The 20,532-nt window shown below is 63.2% G+C and carries 19 protein-coding genes; 13 read left to right on the top strand and 6 right to left on the bottom strand.

Going from position 1 to position 20,532, the window contains the following annotated elements:
- Position 1 precedes the first annotated feature (1 nt).
- A complete protein-coding gene (locus LJE98_RS12830; RefSeq protein WP_229575608.1) occupies positions 2-847 on the bottom strand; it encodes a ferritin-like domain-containing protein in 846 nt (281 codons plus the stop codon).
- Position 848: 1 nt separating this feature from the next.
- On the bottom strand, positions 849-1,316 hold the full coding sequence (gene bcp, locus LJE98_RS12825) for a thioredoxin-dependent thiol peroxidase (protein ID WP_229575607.1): 468 nt from the start codon (positions 1,314-1,316) through the stop codon (positions 849-851).
- Positions 1,317-1,438: 122 nt separating this feature from the next.
- Between bcp and LJE98_RS12820 the strand changes: the two genes are divergently transcribed.
- Positions 1,439-4,852, top strand: a complete 3,414-nt coding sequence (locus LJE98_RS12820) for a DUF3971 domain-containing protein (RefSeq protein WP_229575606.1) — start codon at positions 1,439-1,441, stop codon at positions 4,850-4,852.
- 12 nt (positions 4,853-4,864) lie between these two features.
- Here the strand turns inward: LJE98_RS12820 and LJE98_RS12815 are convergent, their stop codons facing one another.
- Positions 4,865-5,557 carry a cobalt-precorrin-6A reductase gene (locus LJE98_RS12815; RefSeq protein WP_229575605.1) on the bottom strand — a complete coding sequence of 231 codons (693 nt, stop codon included), beginning with the start codon at positions 5,555-5,557 and terminating at the stop codon, positions 4,865-4,867.
- Entirely contained in the window at positions 5,547-6,683 is a 1,137-nt protein-coding gene (locus LJE98_RS12810; protein WP_229575604.1) for a cobalt-precorrin-5B (C(1))-methyltransferase, read from the bottom strand. The genes LJE98_RS12815 and LJE98_RS12810 overlap by 11 nt, the downstream gene beginning before the upstream one ends.
- Positions 6,684-6,790: 107 nt before the next feature.
- Here LJE98_RS12810 and cobA point away from each other — a divergent pair, with 107 nt between their 5' ends.
- Genes cobA through cbiB form a run of 4 tightly spaced genes read left to right on the top strand, consistent with a single transcriptional unit; the run spans position 6,791 to position 10,923 of the window.
- Positions 6,791-7,648, top strand: a complete 858-nt coding sequence (gene cobA, locus LJE98_RS12805; RefSeq protein ID WP_229575603.1) for a uroporphyrinogen-III C-methyltransferase — start codon at positions 6,791-6,793, stop codon at positions 7,646-7,648.
- Positions 7,645-8,949, top strand: a complete 1,305-nt coding sequence (locus LJE98_RS12800) for a cobyrinate a,c-diamide synthase (RefSeq protein WP_229575602.1) — start codon at positions 7,645-7,647, stop codon at positions 8,947-8,949. Before cobA ends, LJE98_RS12800 begins: the two co-directional genes overlap by 4 nt.
- Positions 8,946-9,941 (top strand): threonine-phosphate decarboxylase CobD, encoded by a 996-nt coding sequence (gene cobD, locus LJE98_RS12795; protein WP_229575601.1) that lies wholly within the window; start codon positions 8,946-8,948, stop codon positions 9,939-9,941. The genes LJE98_RS12800 and cobD overlap by 4 nt, the downstream gene beginning before the upstream one ends.
- Positions 9,942-9,945: 4 nt before the next feature.
- Positions 9,946-10,923 (top strand): adenosylcobinamide-phosphate synthase CbiB, encoded by a 978-nt coding sequence (cbiB, locus tag LJE98_RS12790; protein ID WP_229575600.1) that lies wholly within the window; start codon positions 9,946-9,948, stop codon positions 10,921-10,923.
- 61 nt (positions 10,924-10,984) lie between these two features.
- Here cbiB and LJE98_RS12785 read toward each other — a convergent pair whose 3' ends face one another.
- Entirely contained in the window at positions 10,985-11,710 is a 726-nt protein-coding gene (locus tag LJE98_RS12785; RefSeq protein ID WP_229575599.1) for a Crp/Fnr family transcriptional regulator, read from the bottom strand.
- A gap of 191 nt (positions 11,711-11,901) precedes the next feature.
- Here LJE98_RS12785 and hemN point away from each other — a divergent pair, with 191 nt between their 5' ends.
- From hemN to LJE98_RS12745, 8 genes are all read left to right on the top strand, one after another.
- Positions 11,902-13,251, top strand: coding sequence for an oxygen-independent coproporphyrinogen III oxidase (gene hemN / locus LJE98_RS12780; RefSeq protein ID WP_229575598.1), 1,350 nt, complete (start codon positions 11,902-11,904; stop codon positions 13,249-13,251).
- Between the two features lie 105 nt (positions 13,252-13,356).
- Entirely contained in the window at positions 13,357-13,635 is a 279-nt protein-coding gene (locus LJE98_RS12775; RefSeq protein WP_046797252.1) for an acyl carrier protein, read from the top strand.
- Positions 13,636-13,659: 24 nt separating this feature from the next.
- The gene (locus LJE98_RS12770; protein ID WP_229575597.1) at positions 13,660-14,133 is read left to right on the top strand and encodes a 3-hydroxyacyl-ACP dehydratase FabZ family protein; all 474 of its coding nucleotides are present in this window, start codon (positions 13,660-13,662) and stop codon (positions 14,131-14,133) included.
- A 102-nt stretch (positions 14,134-14,235) separates the two neighbouring features.
- Positions 14,236-15,441 carry a beta-ketoacyl-ACP synthase gene (locus LJE98_RS12765; RefSeq protein ID WP_229575596.1) on the top strand — a complete coding sequence of 402 codons (1,206 nt, stop codon included), beginning with the start codon at positions 14,236-14,238 and terminating at the stop codon, positions 15,439-15,441.
- A gap of 13 nt (positions 15,442-15,454) precedes the next feature.
- Entirely contained in the window at positions 15,455-16,744 is a 1,290-nt protein-coding gene (locus LJE98_RS12760) for a beta-ketoacyl-ACP synthase (RefSeq protein WP_229575595.1), read from the top strand.
- A gap of 160 nt (positions 16,745-16,904) precedes the next feature.
- Entirely contained in the window at positions 16,905-17,933 is a 1,029-nt protein-coding gene (locus tag LJE98_RS12755) for a zinc-binding dehydrogenase (protein WP_229575594.1), read from the top strand.
- Between the two features lie 4 nt (positions 17,934-17,937).
- Entirely contained in the window at positions 17,938-18,867 is a 930-nt protein-coding gene (locus tag LJE98_RS12750; protein ID WP_229575593.1) for a lipid A biosynthesis lauroyl acyltransferase, read from the top strand.
- Between the two features lie 235 nt (positions 18,868-19,102).
- Positions 19,103-19,834 (top strand): PAS domain-containing protein, encoded by a 732-nt coding sequence (locus LJE98_RS12745; RefSeq protein WP_229575592.1) that lies wholly within the window; start codon positions 19,103-19,105, stop codon positions 19,832-19,834.
- A gap of 67 nt (positions 19,835-19,901) precedes the next feature.
- On the opposite strand, the gene LJE98_RS12740 is transcribed toward LJE98_RS12745, so the two are convergent.
- Entirely contained in the window at positions 19,902-20,402 is a 501-nt protein-coding gene (locus LJE98_RS12740) for a hemerythrin domain-containing protein (RefSeq protein WP_229575591.1), read from the bottom strand.
- Positions 20,403-20,532 lie beyond the last annotated feature (130 nt).

The raw sequence follows: 20,532 nt of genomic DNA, 5'->3' as shown, positions 1-20,532 counted from the left end.
GTCAAACCGAGGAGTTGTTCTTGGAGGACAGGGATCGGTAGAAGGACGGGGTGAGGCCGGCTTCGGCGCGGGCGACATCGTTGAAGGGCGCCTTCAGTTGGCCGCGGAAATTGGCGCGGACCAGATCCTGGAAAGCCTTGGCCGGATCACGTTTTTCGCGGGCGCAGAGGAAGCGGAACCATTTGGCGCCGACCGCCACATGCCCCTTTTCGTCCTCGTAAATCACGCTCAGCACATCGGCGCTCTCGATGTCGCCGGTCTCGCGCATCTTCTCCTGCAGGGCCGGTGTGACGTCGAGACCGCGCGCCTCCAGAATCAACGGGACCACCGCAAGCCGTGCCGTCAGGTCGTTCTTGGTCGAATGTGCCGCCTGCCAGAGGCCGTCATGAGCCGGCATGTCGCCGTAGTCGGCGCCGAGGGCCCGCAGCCTGTCGCGCACCAGCCTGAAATGCTTGGCTTCCTCGAAGGCGACCTTCATCCAGCCATCGAAGAAGGAATGCGGTACTGGCTCTGTGGCAAAGCGCGCGACGATGTCGAGTGCGAGGTCGACCGCATTGAGTTCGATATGGGCGAGCGCGTGCAGGAGCGCCACGCGACCGGGCAGCGTGTGGAGGGAGCGCTTGCCGACGGCCTTGGGAGGAACCAGTTCCGGCTTTGCCGGGCGGCCGGGCCTGTCCGGCAAGGCGGGGTCGAGCGGCGAGCGCAAGGACAGGCGTCGCTCCTGCCAACGGACCGCTGCGGCTTGTGTGAGCGCCGTCTTCACGTCGAGGTCGGCGCTCGAGATCGCGAGAGTGGCAGCGCCGCGAAGGGAATGGAAGGCCGTTTCGGGCTGCTTGATCTCGGACATGTCAGAGGGCCTGGGTTGCCTTCAGCACGGCTGCTGCATGGCCCGCTACCTTCACCTTGCGCCATATTTCGGCGATCTTGCCCGAGCCGTCGATCAGGAAGGTCGAGCGTTCGACACCCATATAGGTCTTGCCATACATGCTCTTCTCCTTCCAGACGCCATAGGCCTCCAGCGCCTTGTGCTCCTCATCGGAGGCGAGGACCACCGAAAGGCTGTGTTTGGCGGAAAATTTGTCGTGGCTCTTCACCGAATCAGGCGATACGCCGATGACGAGTGCGCCGAGCTTTTCGAAGTCAGCGGCGAGACCGGAGAAGTCGATCGCCTCGGTCGTGCAACCGCTCGTGTCGTCCTTGGGGTAGAAGTAGAGGATCACCGGTTTGCCGGCGAGATCGGAAAGCGAAACCGTGCCGCCGCCGTTGCGGGGCAGAGAGAAGTCGGGGGCCATGTCCCCGGCAGTCAATTCCGTCATGGGATAACCTTTCTTTTGCCCGTTTTATGGGTGAAACTGGGCGTCATCGATATATAGTCCGCTCCGAAGTCGTCCAGAGCGACTTGTTAGCGGCATCGGTCGACGGAGACAATCACCAGCACATGTCGGAGATCCGGGGCGAAAAGCTACGGTTTCGCAAGCGGGACATCGTGCCGCTGCATGCCCTTCCGTCGGCGCAGGCCGAAGATCCCCTCATCGTGCATTGCCCACCGCCGAAGCGCTCCCTGTTTCGGCGCTTCCTCAGGCTGGTATCCGGCTTTGCCGGCCTCTGGTTGATCGTCTTCATCGGCGTTTACGCAGTCGTCGAGAGTGGCGCGCTCGATGCGGCCCTTGCCCAGCGTGCGCGGACGGTTCTCAACAATGCGCTCGGCCAGCAATTCGTCGCCGAGATCGGCGCCACCGAGGTCCGGTTCTCGAACGACATGGAACTGTCGGTCGAAGCGCGCGACGTCACCCTGCAGCAGAAGGTCGGCGGTCAGCAGGTCGCGCTCACCCAATCGATTCGCTTCATCATCGAACCGCTCGCTCTTCTGGGCGGGCGTTTCTCTGTCCGGGAAGTCGTCAGCGAAGGCATCAGCCTCGACGCCACGGTCCTCCCAAAGGGCAAGCCCATCGACCTTTCCAACTGGCGGGTCGACCAGGTGCCGGAGCGGCTGGCGGATGCCTTTCGCGAACTCGACGGGCTGCAGGCCTTCATCGCCCGGGGCGGCCTGGATCGAATGCGACTCGGCGGAATGGAAATTGCCTCGACGAGCGCCAGCGGGCGGCCGCTTTCCATTGCCATCGACGACATCGTGCTGGAACGGGGCGAGGACGATTCTCTGTCGATTTTCGGCGCCGTCTCGGTGAACGGTCAGCAGACCGAGCTCACTGCACTCACCACCAATGTCGGTGGACGGGCGGAAACCTTGACGATGCGCATTGCCGATGTGCGGGTGACGCCCTTTCTTCTCCGGCGATCGAGTGTCGGCGAGCCGCGCCAGGGGATCGACGGTTCCGCCGAACTGCTGCTCAACGCGCGGCGTGAAGATGGCGCCCAGGCACCGGCGGTGTCACTCGCCATCAACTTGCGCAAGGCAGGCTTCTATTCGGACGGCGACCGCCAGGAATTGACCGATGCCCAGCTCAAGCTGTCCTATGATTTCTCCAAGGACACGATCGAACTCGCGGATTCCATTGCGCGCTTCGAGGAGACGGTCATCCCGCTCTCGGGGGGCATCATCGATCTCGACCGGCTTCCCGAGGGGCCGAGTTTCGGCAAGGGCTTCGGCCTGGATCTGGTGGTGACCGACGGGCGGGCGAATGTGCCGACGGCCGGCGAGACGCCGTTTCCCTTCTTCCTGAAGGGCTATGGCCGCTACCTGGTCGATGAGAACCTGTTGCAGCTCGACACGCTTGATGCCTCGACGCCCGGTGGCAACATGCGCGGCAAACTGCAGATGCGTTTCGGCGGAACAGGCCCCGAGATCCGCTTCAACGGCGAGGTGCACGACATGCGCACGAGCGTTGTCAAGCAGCTCTGGCCTTACTGGATCGCCTCGAAACCGCGGGCTTGGGTGCTTGAAAACCTCTTCGGTGGCGTCATTCCACGCGGCACGATCGAAGTCTTCATTCCACAGAACCGGCTGTCGATCGATCCGAAACCCGTGCGCCTGGATGCCGACGAGCTGAAGATCGGTTTCGATCTGGAGGATGCCCGGCTGAACCTCACCGGGGACCTGCCGCCTCTCCGTGATGTCTATGGTCGGTTCGACATGGTGGGGGAACGGGTCGACGTCGACATCCGATCGGCTGGATCATTCTTTCCATCCGGGCGCATGGTGACGCTCGATCGGGGCAAGCTCAGCCTTCAGGACGCCTATGAAAAGCCGCTCATGGCGGATCTCGAACTCGATATCAGCGGTGCCGCCGACGCCGTGGCGGAGCTCGTTTCGTTCAAGCCCATCGAGGCGCTGCGTGTCGTGGACTTCAAGCCTGAGGATTTTGCCGGCAAGGTGCGCGGAAAGGCGAAAATCCGCCTCGGTCTGGTGCCGGACCAGCAGCCGCCGGCCCCGAGCTGGACGGCGGACGTCACTCTCGAAGACGTCGATGTAGTGAAGCCGTTCGATGGCCGGAAAATCAACGACGTGACCGGCAAACTCACCGTCGATGCGGACAAGGCGAAGCTCGATGCCGACGCCAGGATCGACGACGTGCCTATGAAGGTGGTGCTCACCGAACCTGTGCGCCGGGGCGAGGGGGAGGTGGCGCGTGAAAGCGTGGTCACCGCAACGCTCGACAATGCGAGCCGCGAGAAGCTCGTGCCGGGGCTCGGCGAGATCGTCAGCGGCCCGATGAAGATCGAATTGCGCCGCGTTGACGAAACCCGTCAGGCCGTGTCCGTCGATCTGCGGTCTGCGACACTGACCTTCCCCTGGGTCGGCTGGGCGAAAGGGCAGGGCATCGGCGCCACTGCGAAATTCGAACTGTCGAAGAAGGGTGCTCAGTCGCTGATCGAGAAGTTCGAACTCGACGGGGATGGCTTCGGCGCATTAGGCGACATGTCTGCCGACGACAGGGGGCTGGTGTCCGCCAATCTGTCCGGTGTTCGCCTGGCGCCCGGGGATAACGTGGCCCTGACGATACGGCTCAACAAGGGCGTGTATTCGGTTGTCGCCAAGGGAAGTGTCCTCGATGCACGCTCGCTGATCTCGACGATACAGCAACCATCCGGTGATGCCGGAAAGGCCGGGGCCTCGAACACGTCGCTTCGGATCGAGGGGCGATTTGAACGTGTCCTGGGCTTCGGAGGCGAACAGCTGTCCGGCGTGTCCGTCGTCTATTCGTCAGCCAAGGGGCGGCTCAGCGGAGTGGATTTTTCCGGTATCACGGGCAGCGGCCAGGCTCTGGTCGCAAAGTTGCGGCAACCGAGCGGGCGGCGTGAACTCTCCGTGACGACAAGCGACGCCGGCGCCGTTCTGCGTTTTCTGGATACCTACAAGCGTCTGGGCGGAGGGCTTGCCAATCTCCGGCTGACTGAAACTCGAGAAGGCGCCTGGAGCGGCAATCTCGACCTGCGCAATTTCAAGGTGCAGAACGAAGAGCGCCTGCAGAGTATTGTCACGACGCCGACCGGTGCCGATGGACGAAGCCTCAACAGCGCGGTCCGCAGCGATACCGATGTCAGCTCTGCGGCTTTCCAGCGTGCCTTTGCGCGGCTCGCCGTGGTCGATGGCACGCTCAGCCTGGAGAACGGCATCGTGCGTGGGGAACAGATCGGTGCCACCTTCCAGGGCATCGTCCGGGATCCGGCCGGGCGGATCGATCTGACCGGCACCTTCATGCCCGCCTATGGCTTGAATCGGCTGTTCGGCGAACTGCCGGTCATCGGTGCGATCCTCGGCAACGGCCGCGACCGGGGCCTGCTCGGCATCACCTTCAAGCTGACTGGCGCGACCACCAAGCCCAATCTCGTGATCAACCCGCTCTCGATCATCGCGCCGGGCGTCTTTCGCCAGATCTTCGAGTTCCGCTGAGGCGGTGCGACCTCAGTCGCGCTCGATGATGATCACCGGCAGGGCCAGACGCCGTGCGGCAATGATCTTGGCATAGCCGGCGGGGCCACCCGAATTGCGACAGACGAGATGTGAAATTCCATGCGCCGTGAACAGATCGGCCTCCCGGTCGGGATCGCTGGCCGGTTTGCCAAGCAGGAGTGTGTGGTCCGCGAAGGCAAGCTGTATCTCCGGCGAATCCACCATGCGAATGACGAAGCGGCAATCACTGCGCCCCTGGAAGGCGTCGAGATATTGCCGACCGAGCGCCAGGAACACGGTTGCGCCGGCTGGCAGGGCATCCGCTGCGGCGGTCAGCGAGGGGACGGGCTTCCACCGGTCGCCAGGTTGCTTCTGCCAGCGTGGCCGCAAGCATTGTTCGAGACGGACACCCGCGATCGCAGCCGCCTGGATGGCGTTTTCGCTGATCCGCCGGGCAAACGGGTGGGTGGCATCGATCATTCGCGCGAAACCTTCCGCCCGCAGATAGGTCGCAAGCCCCTCGGGGCCGCCGAAACCGCCGATCCTGACGGCACCCACCGGCAGCACGGGATCGACCGTCCGCCCTGCAAGCGAGGTCGTGACGTCATGTCCCTCTGCGCAAAGCCGTTGGGCAAGGGTCCGGGCCTCCGACGTTCCGCCGAGAATCAGGATTTTTTGCGGGGTGTCTTGCCGATCAGTTGGCATGGGCGATGATCGTTCCCTTGCGGTCGGTCACGATGATGTCCACGCTCACACCGCTGTCGCGAAGCACCTCTTCTGCACTTCGTTTGGCCGCTTCGGCAATGGATCGTGCGATGTCGATACCCTCTTCCGACAGGATTGTCAGAACCTCCATGGCGGTGTTTGCATGCTCGACCGCCGCGCGCTGGGCGTCGCTCAGGGACTGGCTGCAAGGCAATGACAGAAAGAACTGATTGTCGACCTGGCTGCGCGACGAGTGCAGGTCGAGCGCGCCCTGGGCAAGCTTGGTCATCTTGGCGAAACCACCCGCAACCGTCAGACGTGGCACGGGATGGGCGCGGAGGTATTTAAGCAGGCCGCCGGCAAAATCGCCCATGTCGATCAGCGCGCCATCCGGCAGGCGATGAAAGTCCTGCGCCGCCTTCTCCGAGGTCGAGCCCGTGGCGCCGAGCAGATGCGTCAGGCCCTCGGCGCGGGCCACGTCGATGCCGCGATGGATGGAATGAATCCAGGCCGCGCAGGAGAAGGGATGCACCACACCCGTCGTGCCGAGGATCGAAATGCCGCCGAGAATGCCGAGCCTCGGGTTCCAGGTCTTCTCCGCAATGGTCGCGCCGCCGGGCACCGAGATCCGGATCTCGAGATCGGGCGATACATCGTGTTCACCGGCCAGTGTCTCGACCACCGCCGTCATCATGGCGCGGGGCACCGGATTGATGGCCGGTTCCCCGACGCCGATCGGCAGGCCGGCCTTGGTCACGGTTCCAACGCCGTCGCCGGCCACAAAGCGGATGCCGCTTCCGGGCGGCAGCCTTGTCACGGTGGCGATTACGGTGGCGCCATGGGTCACATCCGGATCATCGCCCGCATCCTTGACGATGCCCGCAAAGACGCTTTGCCCGTCCATGCCTTCCCGGGCCAGCGCGAAGGCGGGTGTTTCGCCTTTGGGCAGGGTGATCGAGACTGGATCCGGAAAGCTCCCGGTCAGCAGCGCCGTATAGGCGGCTTTGGTCGCGGCCGTCGCGCAGGCGCCGGTCGTCCAGCCTTTGCGCAGCGGTGCGCCTTCCGGCTTTTCCAGCCGCCCGTCTTCGGCGGCGTTCTTTGCGTCTTTTCGATCGGCATCGCTCATGGCTCGCTTATAGGCGAGCTGGCTGCCCGGCGGAAGGCATGGGGCGGCAGGTTGCGTGCGGAAAGCGTCGGGGCGGAATTGCAATTTTTATCGACGGGGCCTAGACCATGAGCATGAGTGAACCGACGCGTCTTGCCCTGCCCACGAGCCTGCCGGCCATCGAGCCTGGCCAGGTGTGGCTGGCCGGTGCCGGCCCCGGTGATCCGGGCCTTTTGACCCTGCTTGCAGCGAAGGGCCTGTCGGAAGCCGACGTCATTGTTCACGACGCACTGGTCAACGAGGATTGCCTCAAGCTCGCGCGCAGCGGTGCCGTGCTCGAATATGCCGGCAAACGTGGCGGCAAGCCGTCTGCCAAACAGCGTGACATCTCGTTGCGTCTCGTCGAACTCGCCAAGGCCGGCCACCGTGTTCTTCGTCTGAAGGGTGGCGATCCCTTCGTCTTCGGACGGGGTGGCGAAGAGGCACTGACGCTGATCGAACATGGCGTGCCCTTCCGTATCGTGCCGGGCATCACGGCCGGCATCGGTGGTCTTGCCTATGCCGGCATTCCCGTCACCCATCGCGAAGTCAACCACGCCGTCACTTTCCTGACCGGGCATGATTCCTCCGGCGTCGTGCCCGATCGCATCGACTGGGATGCGATCGGTCGCGGATCACCTGTCATTGTCATGTATATGGCGATGAAACATATGGGACAGATCACGGCCAATCTTATCTCGGCAGGTCGCCGGGCCGACGAGCCCGTCGCCTTCGTCTGCAATGCGGCGACACCGCAACAGACCGTGCTTGAGACGACGCTTGCGCGGGCCGAGGCCGACATGCTGGCCGCCGGTATCGAGCCTCCGGCCATCGTGGTGATCGGCGAAGTCGTCCGGCTCCGTCCTTCGCTTGACTGGCTGGGCGCCATGTCCGGGCGCAAACTCCTGCCCGATCCATTCGGCACGGACCGGAAAGACACGGCATGAGCGGACTGCTGATTGCCGCGCCGGCTTCCGGTTCCGGCAAGACGGTGGTGACGCTTGGCCTGATGCGGGCCTTTCGCCGTCGCGGAGTGCCAGTGGCCCCTGGCAAGGCCGGCCCTGACTATATCGACACGGCGTTTCACGCAGCCGCAAGCGGAGCGCCCTGCTTCAATTTCGATCCCTGGGCCATGCGTCCAGCGTTTCTCAGGTCGCAAGCCGCCCGTTGTTCCGAGACCGGCACATTGATCGTCGAAGCCATGATGGGACTGTTCGATGGTGCCGCCGATGGCAGCGGCTGTGCCGGCGATCTGGCCGTTTGTCTCGCTCTGCCTGTGGTGCTCGTCGTAGACTGCGCCCGCACCTCGCAATCGGTGGCGGCCCTGGTCACCGGCTTTGCGCGGTTCCGGCCGGATGTCCGGGTGGCCGGCGTCATTTTCAACCGCGTCGGCAGCGACAGGCATGACACCATGCTGCGTGCCGCCATGGCGCAGACCGAGATACCCGTTCTGGGCAGCCTCAGGACCGACCAGAATTTATTGCTTCCGGAGCGGCATCTGGGCCTCGTCCAGGCGGGCGAGCATGAATCGCTGGAGGCCTTTATCGAACGCGCGGCCGATGCCATCGAGGCCGGCGTCGATCTCGATGCCGTTCTGCGATTGGCCGGAGGAGACGTTGCCAAGTCTTCCGGGCCTGTCCCGGCCGGCATACCGCCGCTTGGCCAGCGGATCGCTGTCGCCCGTGACCTCGCTTTCGCCTTCTCCTATCGGCATCTGCTCGAAGGCTGGCGCGCGCAGGGGGCGGAGCTCTCGTTCTTTTCTCCACTCGCGAACGAGGCACCGGTCGCGGATGCCGACGCCGTCTATCTGCCTGGCGGCTATCCGGAACTGCATGCCGGCGTGCTTGCCGATGCCTTGCACTTTCGCACGGCCATGACGACCGCTTCTGCCCGGGGCACCCGGATCTACGGTGAGTGCGGCGGCTATATGGTGCTGGGCGACGGGCTGATCGATGCCGATGGCCACACCCACGCCATGCTCGGCCTCTTGCCCGTCGTGACGAGTTATGCGAGCCGCAAGCGCCATCTCGGCTACCGTCGACTTCGCTCGCGCGCGCCCGATCTATTCGCGGGCGCCCTGACGGCCCATGAATTCCATTATTCCACGGTCGTGTCGGAAGGGGCCGGAGATCGTCTGTTCGATGCGGAAGACGCGCTCGGCGAAAGCCTCGGCGCCGTCGGCCTGCGCCGCGGCACGGTTGCCGGTTCCTATATGCATCTCATCGATCTTGCCGGAGGGCAGCAATGAGCGGCCCGATCCAGCATGGTGGCGGGCTTGCAGCAGCTGCTGCACAGTATGGCGGCCGGATCGAGGACTGGCTCGACCTGTCCACCGGCATCAACCCATGTCCGCCGGGCCTGCCCGACATACCCATGCGTGCCTGGCATCGCCTGCCCGATCGGGAGCGGGATATGGCAGCGCGCGAGGCCGCACGCACCTACTACACTTCGGCGGCACGCCTGCCGCTGCCTGTGCCCGGCACGCAATCCGTCATCCAGTTGCTGCCGCGTCTCGTCCCTGCGGGCGGTCGCGTCGCCGTGCTTACCCCGACCTATGGTGAGTATGAACGGGCCTTCACGCTTGCCGGTATTTCTGTCGATGCGATCGCCGACCTCGGTGAGATCGGCCCCGCGCACAGTCTCGTCGTCGTCGTGAACCCCAACAATCCCGATGGCCGTCTGCTCGGGCGGGACGCATTGCAGGCGCTGGCCAGTGATCTTGGCAGTCGTGGCTGTTTGCTCGTCGTGGACGAGGCATTCGGCGATACGGAGCCGGAGCAAAGCGTGGCAGCCGGGACTGCTTCCAACCTCATTGTCTTCCGCTCCTTTGGCAAGTTCTTCGGGCTTGCCGGCATTCGCCTCGGCTTCGTCATCGCGGATGAAAGCCTCACCCGCCAGTTTGCCGATTGGCTCGGCCCCTGGGCCGTGTCCGGCCCCGCGCTCGTGCTTGCCCAGCACCTGATGTCTTCGGACACTTCCGTCATCCGTGACCAGATCCGGCAGCGTTCACAGGCTCTTGGCCGCGTTCTGTCAAAGGCCGGGCTCACGGTGCGGGGAGGAACAGACCTGTTCCAGCTGGTGGAGGATCGCGCGGCCGGTGCTCTGCACGCGCATCTCTGCAGCCGTCATATCCTGACGCGCAGATTCGACTACCGGCCCGACTGGCTGCGTTTCGGCCTCGCGCCCGATCCGGCCGGCGATAGCCGTCTGGGCGCCGCGCTCAAGTCATTCCCGAGGTGATCGCATGAGCCATCTCCTGCAGCTGCTGCTCGCTATCGGGCTAGACCGGATCGTCGGGGACCCGCCCTGGCTCTGGCGCCGCCTGCCGCACCCGGTCGTGGTCTTCGGCAAGGCGATCGATCTCTTCGAGAAGCCGCTCAACCGCTCGACCTTCACGGCCGAAGGCCGCCGGTTGAATGGTGCCGTGACGATCCTGTTGCTGCTTTCCGGCTCGGCTGCCGTCGGCTGCATGCTTTCATGGTTCTTCGATCATCTCGGCCTGATTGGAGTGCTGCTCGAAGTCATTGTCGTCGCAGTCTTCCTCGCGCAGAAAAGTCTCGGCGATCACGTTCAGGCCGTCGCAGACGGGCTGCAGCGGGAGGGGCTGGAAGGCGGTCGGCTTGCGGTCGCGTTGATCGTCGGTCGCGATCCGAAGACGCTGGGCGAGGCGGGTGTCTCACGCGCTGCGATCGAAAGTCTGTCTGAAAATTTCGCCGATGGCGTCGTGGCACCGGCGCTCTGGTATGCGATTGCCGGCTTGCCGGGCATGCTCGCCTACAAGATGCTGAACACGGCCGATTCGATGATCGGGCACAAGAACGAGCGCTTTCTCGACTTTGGCTGGGCCTCGGCGCGACTCGATGATCTCGCCAACTGGCCCGCAGCGCGGCTGGCCGCCGGTTTCATCGCCCTGGCGGCGGCAGTGAGGCTCGGGGCAGGGGCCGGCCGTCGCTCGATGTCGGTTGCGCTGCGTGACAGTGGATTGCACCGCTCGCCGAATTCCGGCTGGCCGGAAGCGGCCATGGCCGGCGCGCTCGATCTGCAGCTGGCGGGCCCGCGCGTCTATGGCGGCGTCCGGGTGAGCGAGCCGATGATGCATGCAGGCGGACGTGACAATGCCGGTCCCGCAGATATTCTCGGAGGTATCGGCGTTTTCTATGCGGCTTGTGCGATCATGGCGGCGGTCGTCGCGCTCACCTGGCTTGCGATTCGCCTGCTCTGAGCTGGTTGAACCGATCGACAAATCGGGCAGTACGGAACGTGTTCGTCGGCGAGGCGATGATTCAGTCGATCCCGGCTGCGTCTTGCAGGCGGTCGAGCTTTGGCACGATGACGTGGCGGTTGTTCTCGATGACGATGACGCCGTCCTTGCGCAGCTTCGTCATCTGGCGGCTGACGGTCTCGATCGTCAGGCCGAGGAAGTCGGCGATGTCGGCGCGCGACAGCGGCAGGTCGAAGGTCTGGACACCTTCGGTTTCCGGGTCGATGTGGGTGGCGATCAGGTAGAGGAAGCTCGCGACCTTTTCCTGGGCTGTCTTGCGGCCCAGCGTCAGCATCCAGTCGCGGGCCTCGTCCAGCTCCTTCAACGACTGGGAATGCAGCTTGCGCTCCATGTCGGGCACTTCGCCCACCATGCGTTCGACGACATTGCGCGGGAAGGTGCAGATCTCGGTGTCGGTCGCCGCTTCCGCCGTGATCGTGCTCTCACCGAGAAAGGGGCGGCCAAGGAAATCCGGCGCGAATTGCAGGCCGACAATTTGCTGGCGGCCATCGGCCATCATCTTCGACAGCTTGATGACGCCCTTCAGGATATTGCTGTAGCTTCCGACCTGTTCGCCCTGGCCGACAACCTCGTTCCCGGCATCGATGCGGCGGCGGATCGAGTGACGGTTGATCTCGGCCAGTTGGGCGGCCGTGAGCACCGAGCACAGGCCGCCATGGCGCGCTTCGCAGGAACGGCATACGACAGGAGCGTCGCATTGGGGGATGTCTTTTCTGTAGGTATCCATGGTCTTGCCACCCCATCGCCCCGGTTTCGGCTGCAGCTTGCCGTGCCCGGTCGGCGGCCCGCCGGAGCCTGTGAGTTCCAATAAACTCTGTGTGGGAACACTATCAGCAAATTGATCGAAGTCAAAGAGCCGGCCGCTTGCTGCCGCTATCTTCGGTCGTAGCTCGACACATCCTAAGGCAGCGCAAAATCATGCAGAATTCCCTCCTGGCCAAGTATTCTGGCGCTGTCCCGCGCTATACGAGCTACCCGACGGCGCCACATTTTCACGAGGATGTCGATTGCGACAAATATGCACAGTGGCTGAAGGCAATCACGGGTGACGAGCGGATCTCACTCTATGTCCACATCCCCTATTGCGACCGCCTTTGCTGGTTCTGTGCCTGCCACACCAAGCATACGCTGAAATACGAGCCCATCACTATCTATCTGGAAGCATTGAAGAAGGAGATCGCGACCGTCGGCGCGCTGGTCAGCCGCGACGCCGCCGTGACCGCCGTGCATTTCGGCGGCGGTTCTCCGACCATGGTGCGACCGGACGACCTGGTCGAACTGATGGACGCCCTTCGTTCCGCCTTCCGCTTTGCCGATGACGTGGAGATCAGCGTCGAGATGGATCCGAATGATCTCGATGAACCGCGCTATGATGCGCTTGCCGCCATCGGCATGACGCGTGCAAGCCTCGGCGTTCAGGATTTCCACCCAGAGGTGCAGAAGGCGATCAATCGCATTCAAACATTTGAACATACGAAATCGGTGGTGGACGCGGTGCGCGCCCGTGGCGTGCATTCGGTCAATTGCGACATTCTCTACGGTCTGCCACACCAGACGCAGGCGACCGTGGCGGAGACGGTCAGGGATATCCTGTCGCTCGCACCCGATCGCATCGCTCTCTTCGGCTATGCGCATGTTCCGTGGATGAAGAAGCATCAGACGATGATCAAGGAAGAGGTCTTGCCCGGCCTTGAAGAGCGGTTCGCGCAGATGAGCCTCGCCGCTTCGCTGCTTATCGATGCCGGATACGAGCCTGTCGGTATCGACCACTTCGCGCTGCCGAAGGACCGCATGGCGATCGCGGCGAGGGAGGGGCGCCTGCGGCGGAATTTCCAGGGTTATACGGATGATGCGGCGGAAGCCCTGATCGGGCTTGGCGCATCCTCCATCGGTCAGTTTCCGCAAGGCTATGTCCAGAACATGCCGGCAACCGGCGAGTATCAGCGCATGGCGGAAGCCGGCGGGCTTGCGGCCGTGCGCGGCGTGGAGGTGAGCGACGACGACCGGCTGCGTCGGCGTGTGATCGAGGAGATCATGTGCCGTTTCACGTTCTCATTCGCGGAACTGACGGCCGAGTTCGGCAATGCGGTCGATGTCATCGTCGCGGAAGCGCGAGCCTTTGCACAGTCGAACCAGGACGGCATCTGTCTGATGGAGGGCGATCGTTTCGTCATCACCGATGCCGGCCGGCCCTTCGCCCGGACCATCGCTGCTGTGTTCGACGGCTATCTGTCGAGCGGCAAGGGGCGCCACTCGATTGCTGTTTAGGCAACACTACGCCTGCAAATTTCGCGACTGCACAAAACCACCATTGGCATTTCACGCCATTTTCCTTATGTGGAACCCAGAATTTTAGACATATGAGGTACGAGCGTGACCGCTACATTCGACAAAGTTGCCGACATCATCGCAGAGACCAGCGAAATCGATCGCGAGACGATCACGCCGGAAAGCCATACGATCGATGACCTCGGCATCGACAGCCTCGACTTCCTCGACATCGTCTTTGCGATCGACAAGGAATTCGGCATCAAGATCCCGCTCGAGCAGTGGACGCAGGAAGTCAACGAAGGCAAAGTTTCGACCGAGGAATACTTCGTTCTGAAAAACCTCTGCGCCAAGATCGACGAACTCAGGGCCGCCAAGGCTTGAGCCGCCACGCGGCGGAGACACGTCATGTTGCTTGAATATTTCCAGATGATTGACAAGGTCGAGAGCGTTGATCTCGGCCTTGGCCTTTTGAAGGCCACCTCGACCGTGCCGATGGAAAGCCCCGTCTTCGAGGGGCATTTCCCCGGCATGCCGCTCGTGCCGGGCGTGCTTCTGATCGAGACCATGGCGCAGGCCTCCGGAATGCTGCTGCTTGCGGTCAAGGACTTCGAAGCCATGCCCTTCCTGATGTCGGTCGACGGCGCCAAGATGCGCACCTTCGTCGAACCGGGCGCCGTGCTCGACATCGAGGCTGTGCTCGAACATGACGGTTCAGGTTTTGCCGTTACCAAGGCCAAGATCACGAGCGCAGGCAAGAAAGTCTGCGATGCACAGTTGAAGCTGCGCACCATGCCCTTCTCCGAGGTGCCGCTCGCCCCGATCGTGCGCAAACGCGCCGAGGAGATCGGTCTGATCGCGGCCATGACGTCCCAGGCTTAAGGCGCATTCGGCCGCAAGCGCGCAATCTGCTATTGACCTTGGGGCCTTATTCGGGAAAACCCGCATTTTACGTCGGCCAGCCCGCCGACGAGAGGATTGCATATGGTCAAACAACCGAATGATGTGGTGATCACCGGCGTCGGGATCGTCACCTGCCACGGCACCGGCAAGGAAGCGCATATCGCGCTCCTTTCCCAGAAGACCGCTCCCGAACCGGTGCTCGAGGCCGAAAAGTTCAAGCCCTATGTCGTGCACAAGCTGCCCGAGATGGACTGGTCGCAGCAGATCGCCAAGCGCGGCGACCAGCGCCAGATGGAGAACTGGCAGCGCCTCGGCGTCTTCGCCGCCGGCCTTGCGCTTGATGATGCCGGCATGAAGGACGATGCAGACGCCTGCGGCACCATGGACCTCATCGTGGCGGCCGGGGGCGGCGAGCGTGACATTGCCGTCGACAGCCTGATCGTCGACGAGGCGCTGAAGCGCAACGACCGCGAGAAATTCCTGATCGAGAAGCTGAAGACCGAGCTTCGCCCGACGCTTTTCCTGGCGCAGCTCTCCAACCTGCTCGCCGGCAATATCTCGATCGTGCACAAGGTCACCGGTTCGTCGCGCACCTTCATGGGCGAAGAAGCGGCCGGCATCTCCGCGATTGCGACCGCCTTCGCCCGCATCAAGGCCGGCCAGTCGACCCATACGCTTGTCGGCGGTGCCTTTGTTGCAGAGCGTCCTGACATTCTGCTGCTGGTCGAGGGCATCCGCGCTCATCAGACGGGTCCCTGGCAATCGCTCTGGTCGCGTGACGGCTCGTCAGGCGGCGGCATGATCCTGGGCACGGTCGGCGCTTTCCTCGTGCTTGAATCCCGCGAACATGCCGAAGCGCGGGGCGCGCATATCTATGCCGTGCTCGACGCAGTCGAAGGCGATCGCGGCAATCGCGACGAGGGCAAGCTCGAAACGCGTCTCGGGCAGATGGTGCCGGAAGCCGCGTCCTTGGCTGCTGCTGATACGGTGGTCTTCTCGGGCGCTTCGGGGCTGGCTGACTTGACGCAACGTGAGAAGGCTCACCTTGCGGAACGTTTTGCCGGCATGCCTGTGCGCGGCTATGCGGGTTCGATCGGCCATTCCGTCGAAGCCCAATTCCCGGCAGGCTTGGCGCTCGCGGCTCTCGCCATCGATTCTGGCGCCATCGTGCCGGCCTTCGATCCGGCGCATGAGACGGCGCAGACCGCTCCGGCAAGACATGCCGTCATCTCCACCCTCGGCTATGTGCGGGGCGAAGGCCTCGCCGTACTCTCGGCGAATGCGTGAGGAGAACAGATCCATGACCGACAACCGCTTCAAGGATCATCTCGGCCGCCCGATCATCGCCGTCACCGGCATGGGCGTCATCACGTCGCTCGGCCAAGGGCTGGCCGACAACTGGTCAAAGCTCACCTCGGGTCAGTCCGGCATCCATTACATCAAGCGCTTCGATACCGAGGGCATGTCGACCCGCATCGGCGGCACGGTCGATTTCATCGCCGTTCCCGCCAACAATGCCGTCGAGCGCTCCTATGCGCTGGCCCGCGAGACGACCATCGAGGCGCTGGCACAGGCCGGCATCAATGGCGATTTCAACGGCCCGCTCTTTCTGGCTGCCCCGCCGGTCGAGCCGGAATGGCATGACCGCTTTGCGCTGGCCGAACGGGCGCCTGCCTCGACCCAGCCAGGCGATGCCTATGACCGTTTCCTCGCCGCCATGCGCGAAAAACCGGATCCGGTCTTCCTCGAAGCCGTGCAGTTCGGCTCGATCTCCGAGCGTTTGTCCGACAAGTTCGGGACGCGCGGCCTTCCCGTGACCCTTTCGACGGCCTGTGCCTCCGGTGCCACCGCGATCCAGCTCGGCGTCGAGGCGATCCGCCAGGGCCGCACGACACGCGCGCTGACGGTTGCGACCGACGGTTCGATCAGCCCGGAAGCGGTCATCCGCTTCTCGCTTCTGTCGGCGCTGTCCACCCAGAACGATCCGCCGGAAAAGGCTTCCAAGCCGTTCAGCAAGGAACGCGACGGCTTCGTCATCGCCGAAGGCGCGGCAACGCTGGTGCTGGAATCGCTGGAATCGGCGATTGCCCGTGGCGCCAAGGTTCTCGGCATCATCAAGGGCTGCGGTGAAAAGGCCGATCACTTTCACCGCACACGGTCCTCGCCGGATGGCGGCCCCGCGATCGCAACGATCCGTGCGGCATTGTCCGACGCGGGCCTGTCGGAAGATGCGATCGGCTATATCAACGCCCATGGCACGTCGACGCCTGAAAACGACAAGATGGAATATGGCGCCATGCTGTCGGTCTTCGGCGACAGGCTGAAGGACGCAATTCCAGCATCGTCGAACAAGTCGATGATCGGCCACACGCTGACGGCGGCCGGTGCAGTCGAGGCGGTGTTCTCGATCCAGACCATGCTGTCCGGCACAGTGCCGCCAACCATCAACTACACGAACCCCGATCCCTCGATCGTGCTCGATGTGGTGCCGAACGTGAAGCGGGAGGCCTCGGTTTCGGCGGTTCTCTCCAATTCCTTCGGCTTCGGCGGCCAGAATGCCAGCCTTGTCATGACGCGGGAACCGGTCTAAGGCCTGCGCCATCAATTCGGGACGTCATCCTCGGCCTGCAGCCGAGGATCCACGCATCTCGCAAGAACAACGAAGGTCGGCAGACGCCCGGGACACGTCCGGGTGTGATGGGAGCGTGACGACGCCTCGTCTGCCCCGTAGGCCCTGAAGGAAACATGTCATGCGCGCATTGCAACTCGTCGAAGATCGCAAGCTTGAAATCGTCGACCTGCCGGAGCCGGAAGCTCCCGGTCCGGGTGAGGTTACGCTGCGCGTCAAGGCCGTGGCGCTGAACCACATCGATGTCTGGGGCTGGCGCGGCATGGCTTTTGCCAAGCGCAAGATGCCGCTCGTCATCGGCGCGGAAGCCTCCGGTGTCGTCGAAGCGATCGGCCCCGGCGTCGGCAATATCCTGCCGGGCCAGCTCGCTGCCGTCTACGGTGCGCGTACATGTGGTCTCTGCAAGCCGTGCCGCGAAGGTCGCGACAATCTTTGTGAAAACGTGTCGGGCGTGCATGGTTTCCATCTCGACGGCTTCGCGCAGGAGAAGATCAACCTGCCGGCCCGCCTGCTGGTGCCGGCACCTCCCGGTGTTGACGCGATCGGCGCGGCGCTCGCTCCCGTCACCTTCGGTACGGTCGAGCACATGCTGTTCGACAATGCCAAGCTCCAGCCGGGCGAAACCATTCTCGTCCATGCCGGCGGTTCGGGCATCGGCACTGCCGCCATCCAGCTCGCCAAGAAGATCGGTTGCACCGTCATCACCACCGTCGGCTCCGATGACAAGATCGAGCCGGCCAAGGCGCTGGGTGCCGACCACGTCATCAACTACCGGACCGACCGTTTCGAAGGCGTGGTGCGCAAGCTCACCAAGAAGAAGGGCGTCGACGTCGTTTTCGAACATGTCGGCAAGGACACCTTCGCAGCCTCAATGTTCTGCCTGAAGCGCGGCGGCCGCCTGGTTACGTGCGGCTCGACCTCTGGCGTGTCGACCGAGGTCAACCTGATGATGCTGTTCCAGCAGCAGCTCAAGCTCATCGGCTCTTTCGGCTGCCGCATGGAGAATATGGCCGATGCCATGCAGAAGATGGCGCGTGGCCTCGTTCATCCCGTCATCGACACGCAGGTCTCCTTCGATGACATCGACAAGGCGCTCGCCCGCATGGAAGGCCGCCAGGTCTTCGGCAAGATCATCCTGAAGATGGATTGATCCGGTGCGGATGTTCGTTACCCGGATCGTTCTGGCGCTGCGCAAGTTCTATCATTGGTCCGTGGCGCAGATCGCGTTCGGCTTCCTGACGGCGCTCAAGATATTTCCGGCGGATTCGGCGATCAACTTTGCCGACCGGCTGATGCGCTGGCTCGGCCCGAAGACGAAGCGACACCGGTTGATGCTGGTCAACCTGCGCAATGCGTTTCCGGAGAAATCCGAGGCCGAGCGCGAGGTGATTGCGCTTGCGAGCTGGGGCCATATGGGCCGGCTCGCGGCTGAATATGTCTTCCTCGACCAGCTCTTCGATATCGATCCGGAAAAGCCGGGCGAGGGCAGGGTGGAGGTGTCAGGGGTCGAGCAATTCCTTGACCTGCGCGACAATCCGCGGCCCTTCATCGTTTTTACCGGCCACACTGCGAATTTCGAGTTGCTTCCCGTGGCGGGCGCTGCCTTCGGTCTCTTCGTCACGGTTCTCTTCCGGCCGCCGAACAATCCCTACATCGCCGAGAAGGTCTTCGAGTTTCGTCGCAAGCGCATGGGCAATCTCGTTCCCTCGCATGCCGGATCCTCCTTCGCGCTCGCGCGCCAGCTCGAGCAGGGCGGCGGCGTCGGTGTGCTCGTCGACCAGAAGTTCAAGAAGGGACTGGAGACGCAGTTCTTCAACAATCCGGTCCGGACCAATCCTCTGCTTGCCAAGCTTGCCCGGCAGTTCGACTGCGAGGTCTATCCCGCCCGTTGCATCCGCCTGCCCGGAAACCGCTTCCGGCTGGAGATCGAACCGCGGGTCACGATGCCCCGCAACGACAAGGGACAGATCGACGTCACGGCCACGGCACAGATGCTGAACGACAAGGTCGAGGCATGGGTGCGCGAATATCCGGAGCAGTGGCTCTGGTATCACGACCGCTGGGACATCAAGCGCACGATCTGATTCGCCAGCAACGGGTTTCTCTTGCCTGCCGGCGTCGCGCGGCTTTGCTCTGCGCGCTCTCTGCCTGTCCCCTCAATTTTCATTGGTAATTTCATTAAGCCGGACCGATATTTTTTGGGCTGGGCCGCAGCCGGACACTCGCAGCGATTGAAGGTGACACGACCTCATGTTAGGGACGGCCGGATGAGTGTGACGTGAACCGGTTCTGCGTCACACCGCAGTGATGAGGTTGCGAATGTCTGTTGGCGAGTTCCGTGATTCGAATCTGCGCGCGATGTTCGAAGCGGTTTCGGTGAAAAAGCTGCAGTTGCAACAGGCGATTCGCAGCGGCAACGATCAGCTCGTCCGGGTGCTCGATCGCGAAATCGATCCGCTCATCTCGGAGTTGATCAGCTATCGCGCCGCCGATCTCGACGACATCTACCTTCAGATGCGCCTCCTCACCAAGTTCCTGCGCGATGATGCCGACGACCGCTCCTGCGTGCTTCGGCATGCCGCGATGATGTCCTTGCTGGTCGAGCGCTATTTCGGGCCGAAGCGGGCTCAGGAAACGCCGATGCCTCAGGTGAGCGAGCGCCATGCCCGGCTCGGCGGCGACGACGAGCAGCTCAACGAGGCGATCCTCAACAACCTGCCGGAACGTGTCGCGGTCGTTACCTGCGATTATCGCTACCTCTTTGCCAATACGGCCATGGCGGAGATGCTCGGAAAGCAGCAGATGGAGTTGATTGGCCGAAGCGTCTTCAATCTCGCTCTTGCCGGTGGTTGCGACGAGAGCGTACGTCACGCCCTGGACTCGGCGTTTGCCGGGCGGTCCGGTACCTTCATTGCAAAAATGTCAGCTCAGATGGGGGGGAGCACCGTGCCGGGGCGTTGCAGCCCCTTGCGTGCCGCGGACGGCAGTATCAGCGGTGCCATCCTGACATTCGGTGAACCGGAAACCGTCTTTGGAGATGTCGCCGCCTGAGGCGGTCGATGGGTCTTGTGATTGCGGCGGTCGGCGGCCCGGACGCTGTCTGGTCCGCCCGGCGTCGTCAGTGGTCCGTGACGCCCTGAAGGAGATGCTCTCTTTCAAACGCGATGTGGCGTCGCATGCCTTCGAAGAAGCCGCGCAACATGTAGCCGACGGCCTCCATGTTGACGCTTTCGCCAGAGCCGAGCTTTAACAGCGCATCGGTCAGTTCCTCGGCGAAACACTCATCCTCGCAATGCTCGAATTTCAGCCTCTCGATCGTCGGGCCAAGGCGTTCGGTGGCGTCCGGGTTGGCCTGGAGCATGGGGAATAGGACGGTTTCCTCGTAGTGGTGGATGCCCTTGATGAGCGGACCGAGTGCCTTGGCCGCGTAGATGCATTTCTGGCGGTTGATTCGGGCCGGCAACGAGTCGGCGATCTCCTCCAGTTCCCGGCATAGGGCGAGTTGCTCGCCATGAGCCCGGTTGAGCCAAGACAGGTCGCGCTTGCCCGTGTCGAGCAGAAGATTGCCGGTTCGGGTGGCGCCGCTTTCGGCATGGCCGTTCTGGATACTGGTCAGCATGTCCGTTCTCTCCAACGGGGTCTCCGTCGCGTGGTACCCAAGCAGTCCAGGATACGTACAGCGGGCCTTGCGCCTTGCGGTCTCAAGCCATGGCGCACGACAATTCGCGAAGCCGGTTGTGAAACCAAAC

The sequence above is a fragment of the Rhizobium sp. 'Codium 1' genome (assembly GCF_020889605.1).
GTDB classification, from domain to species: domain Bacteria; phylum Pseudomonadota; class Alphaproteobacteria; order Rhizobiales; family Rhizobiaceae; genus Allorhizobium; species Allorhizobium algae.
This window is presented reverse-complemented; position numbering and strand designations above follow the sequence as displayed.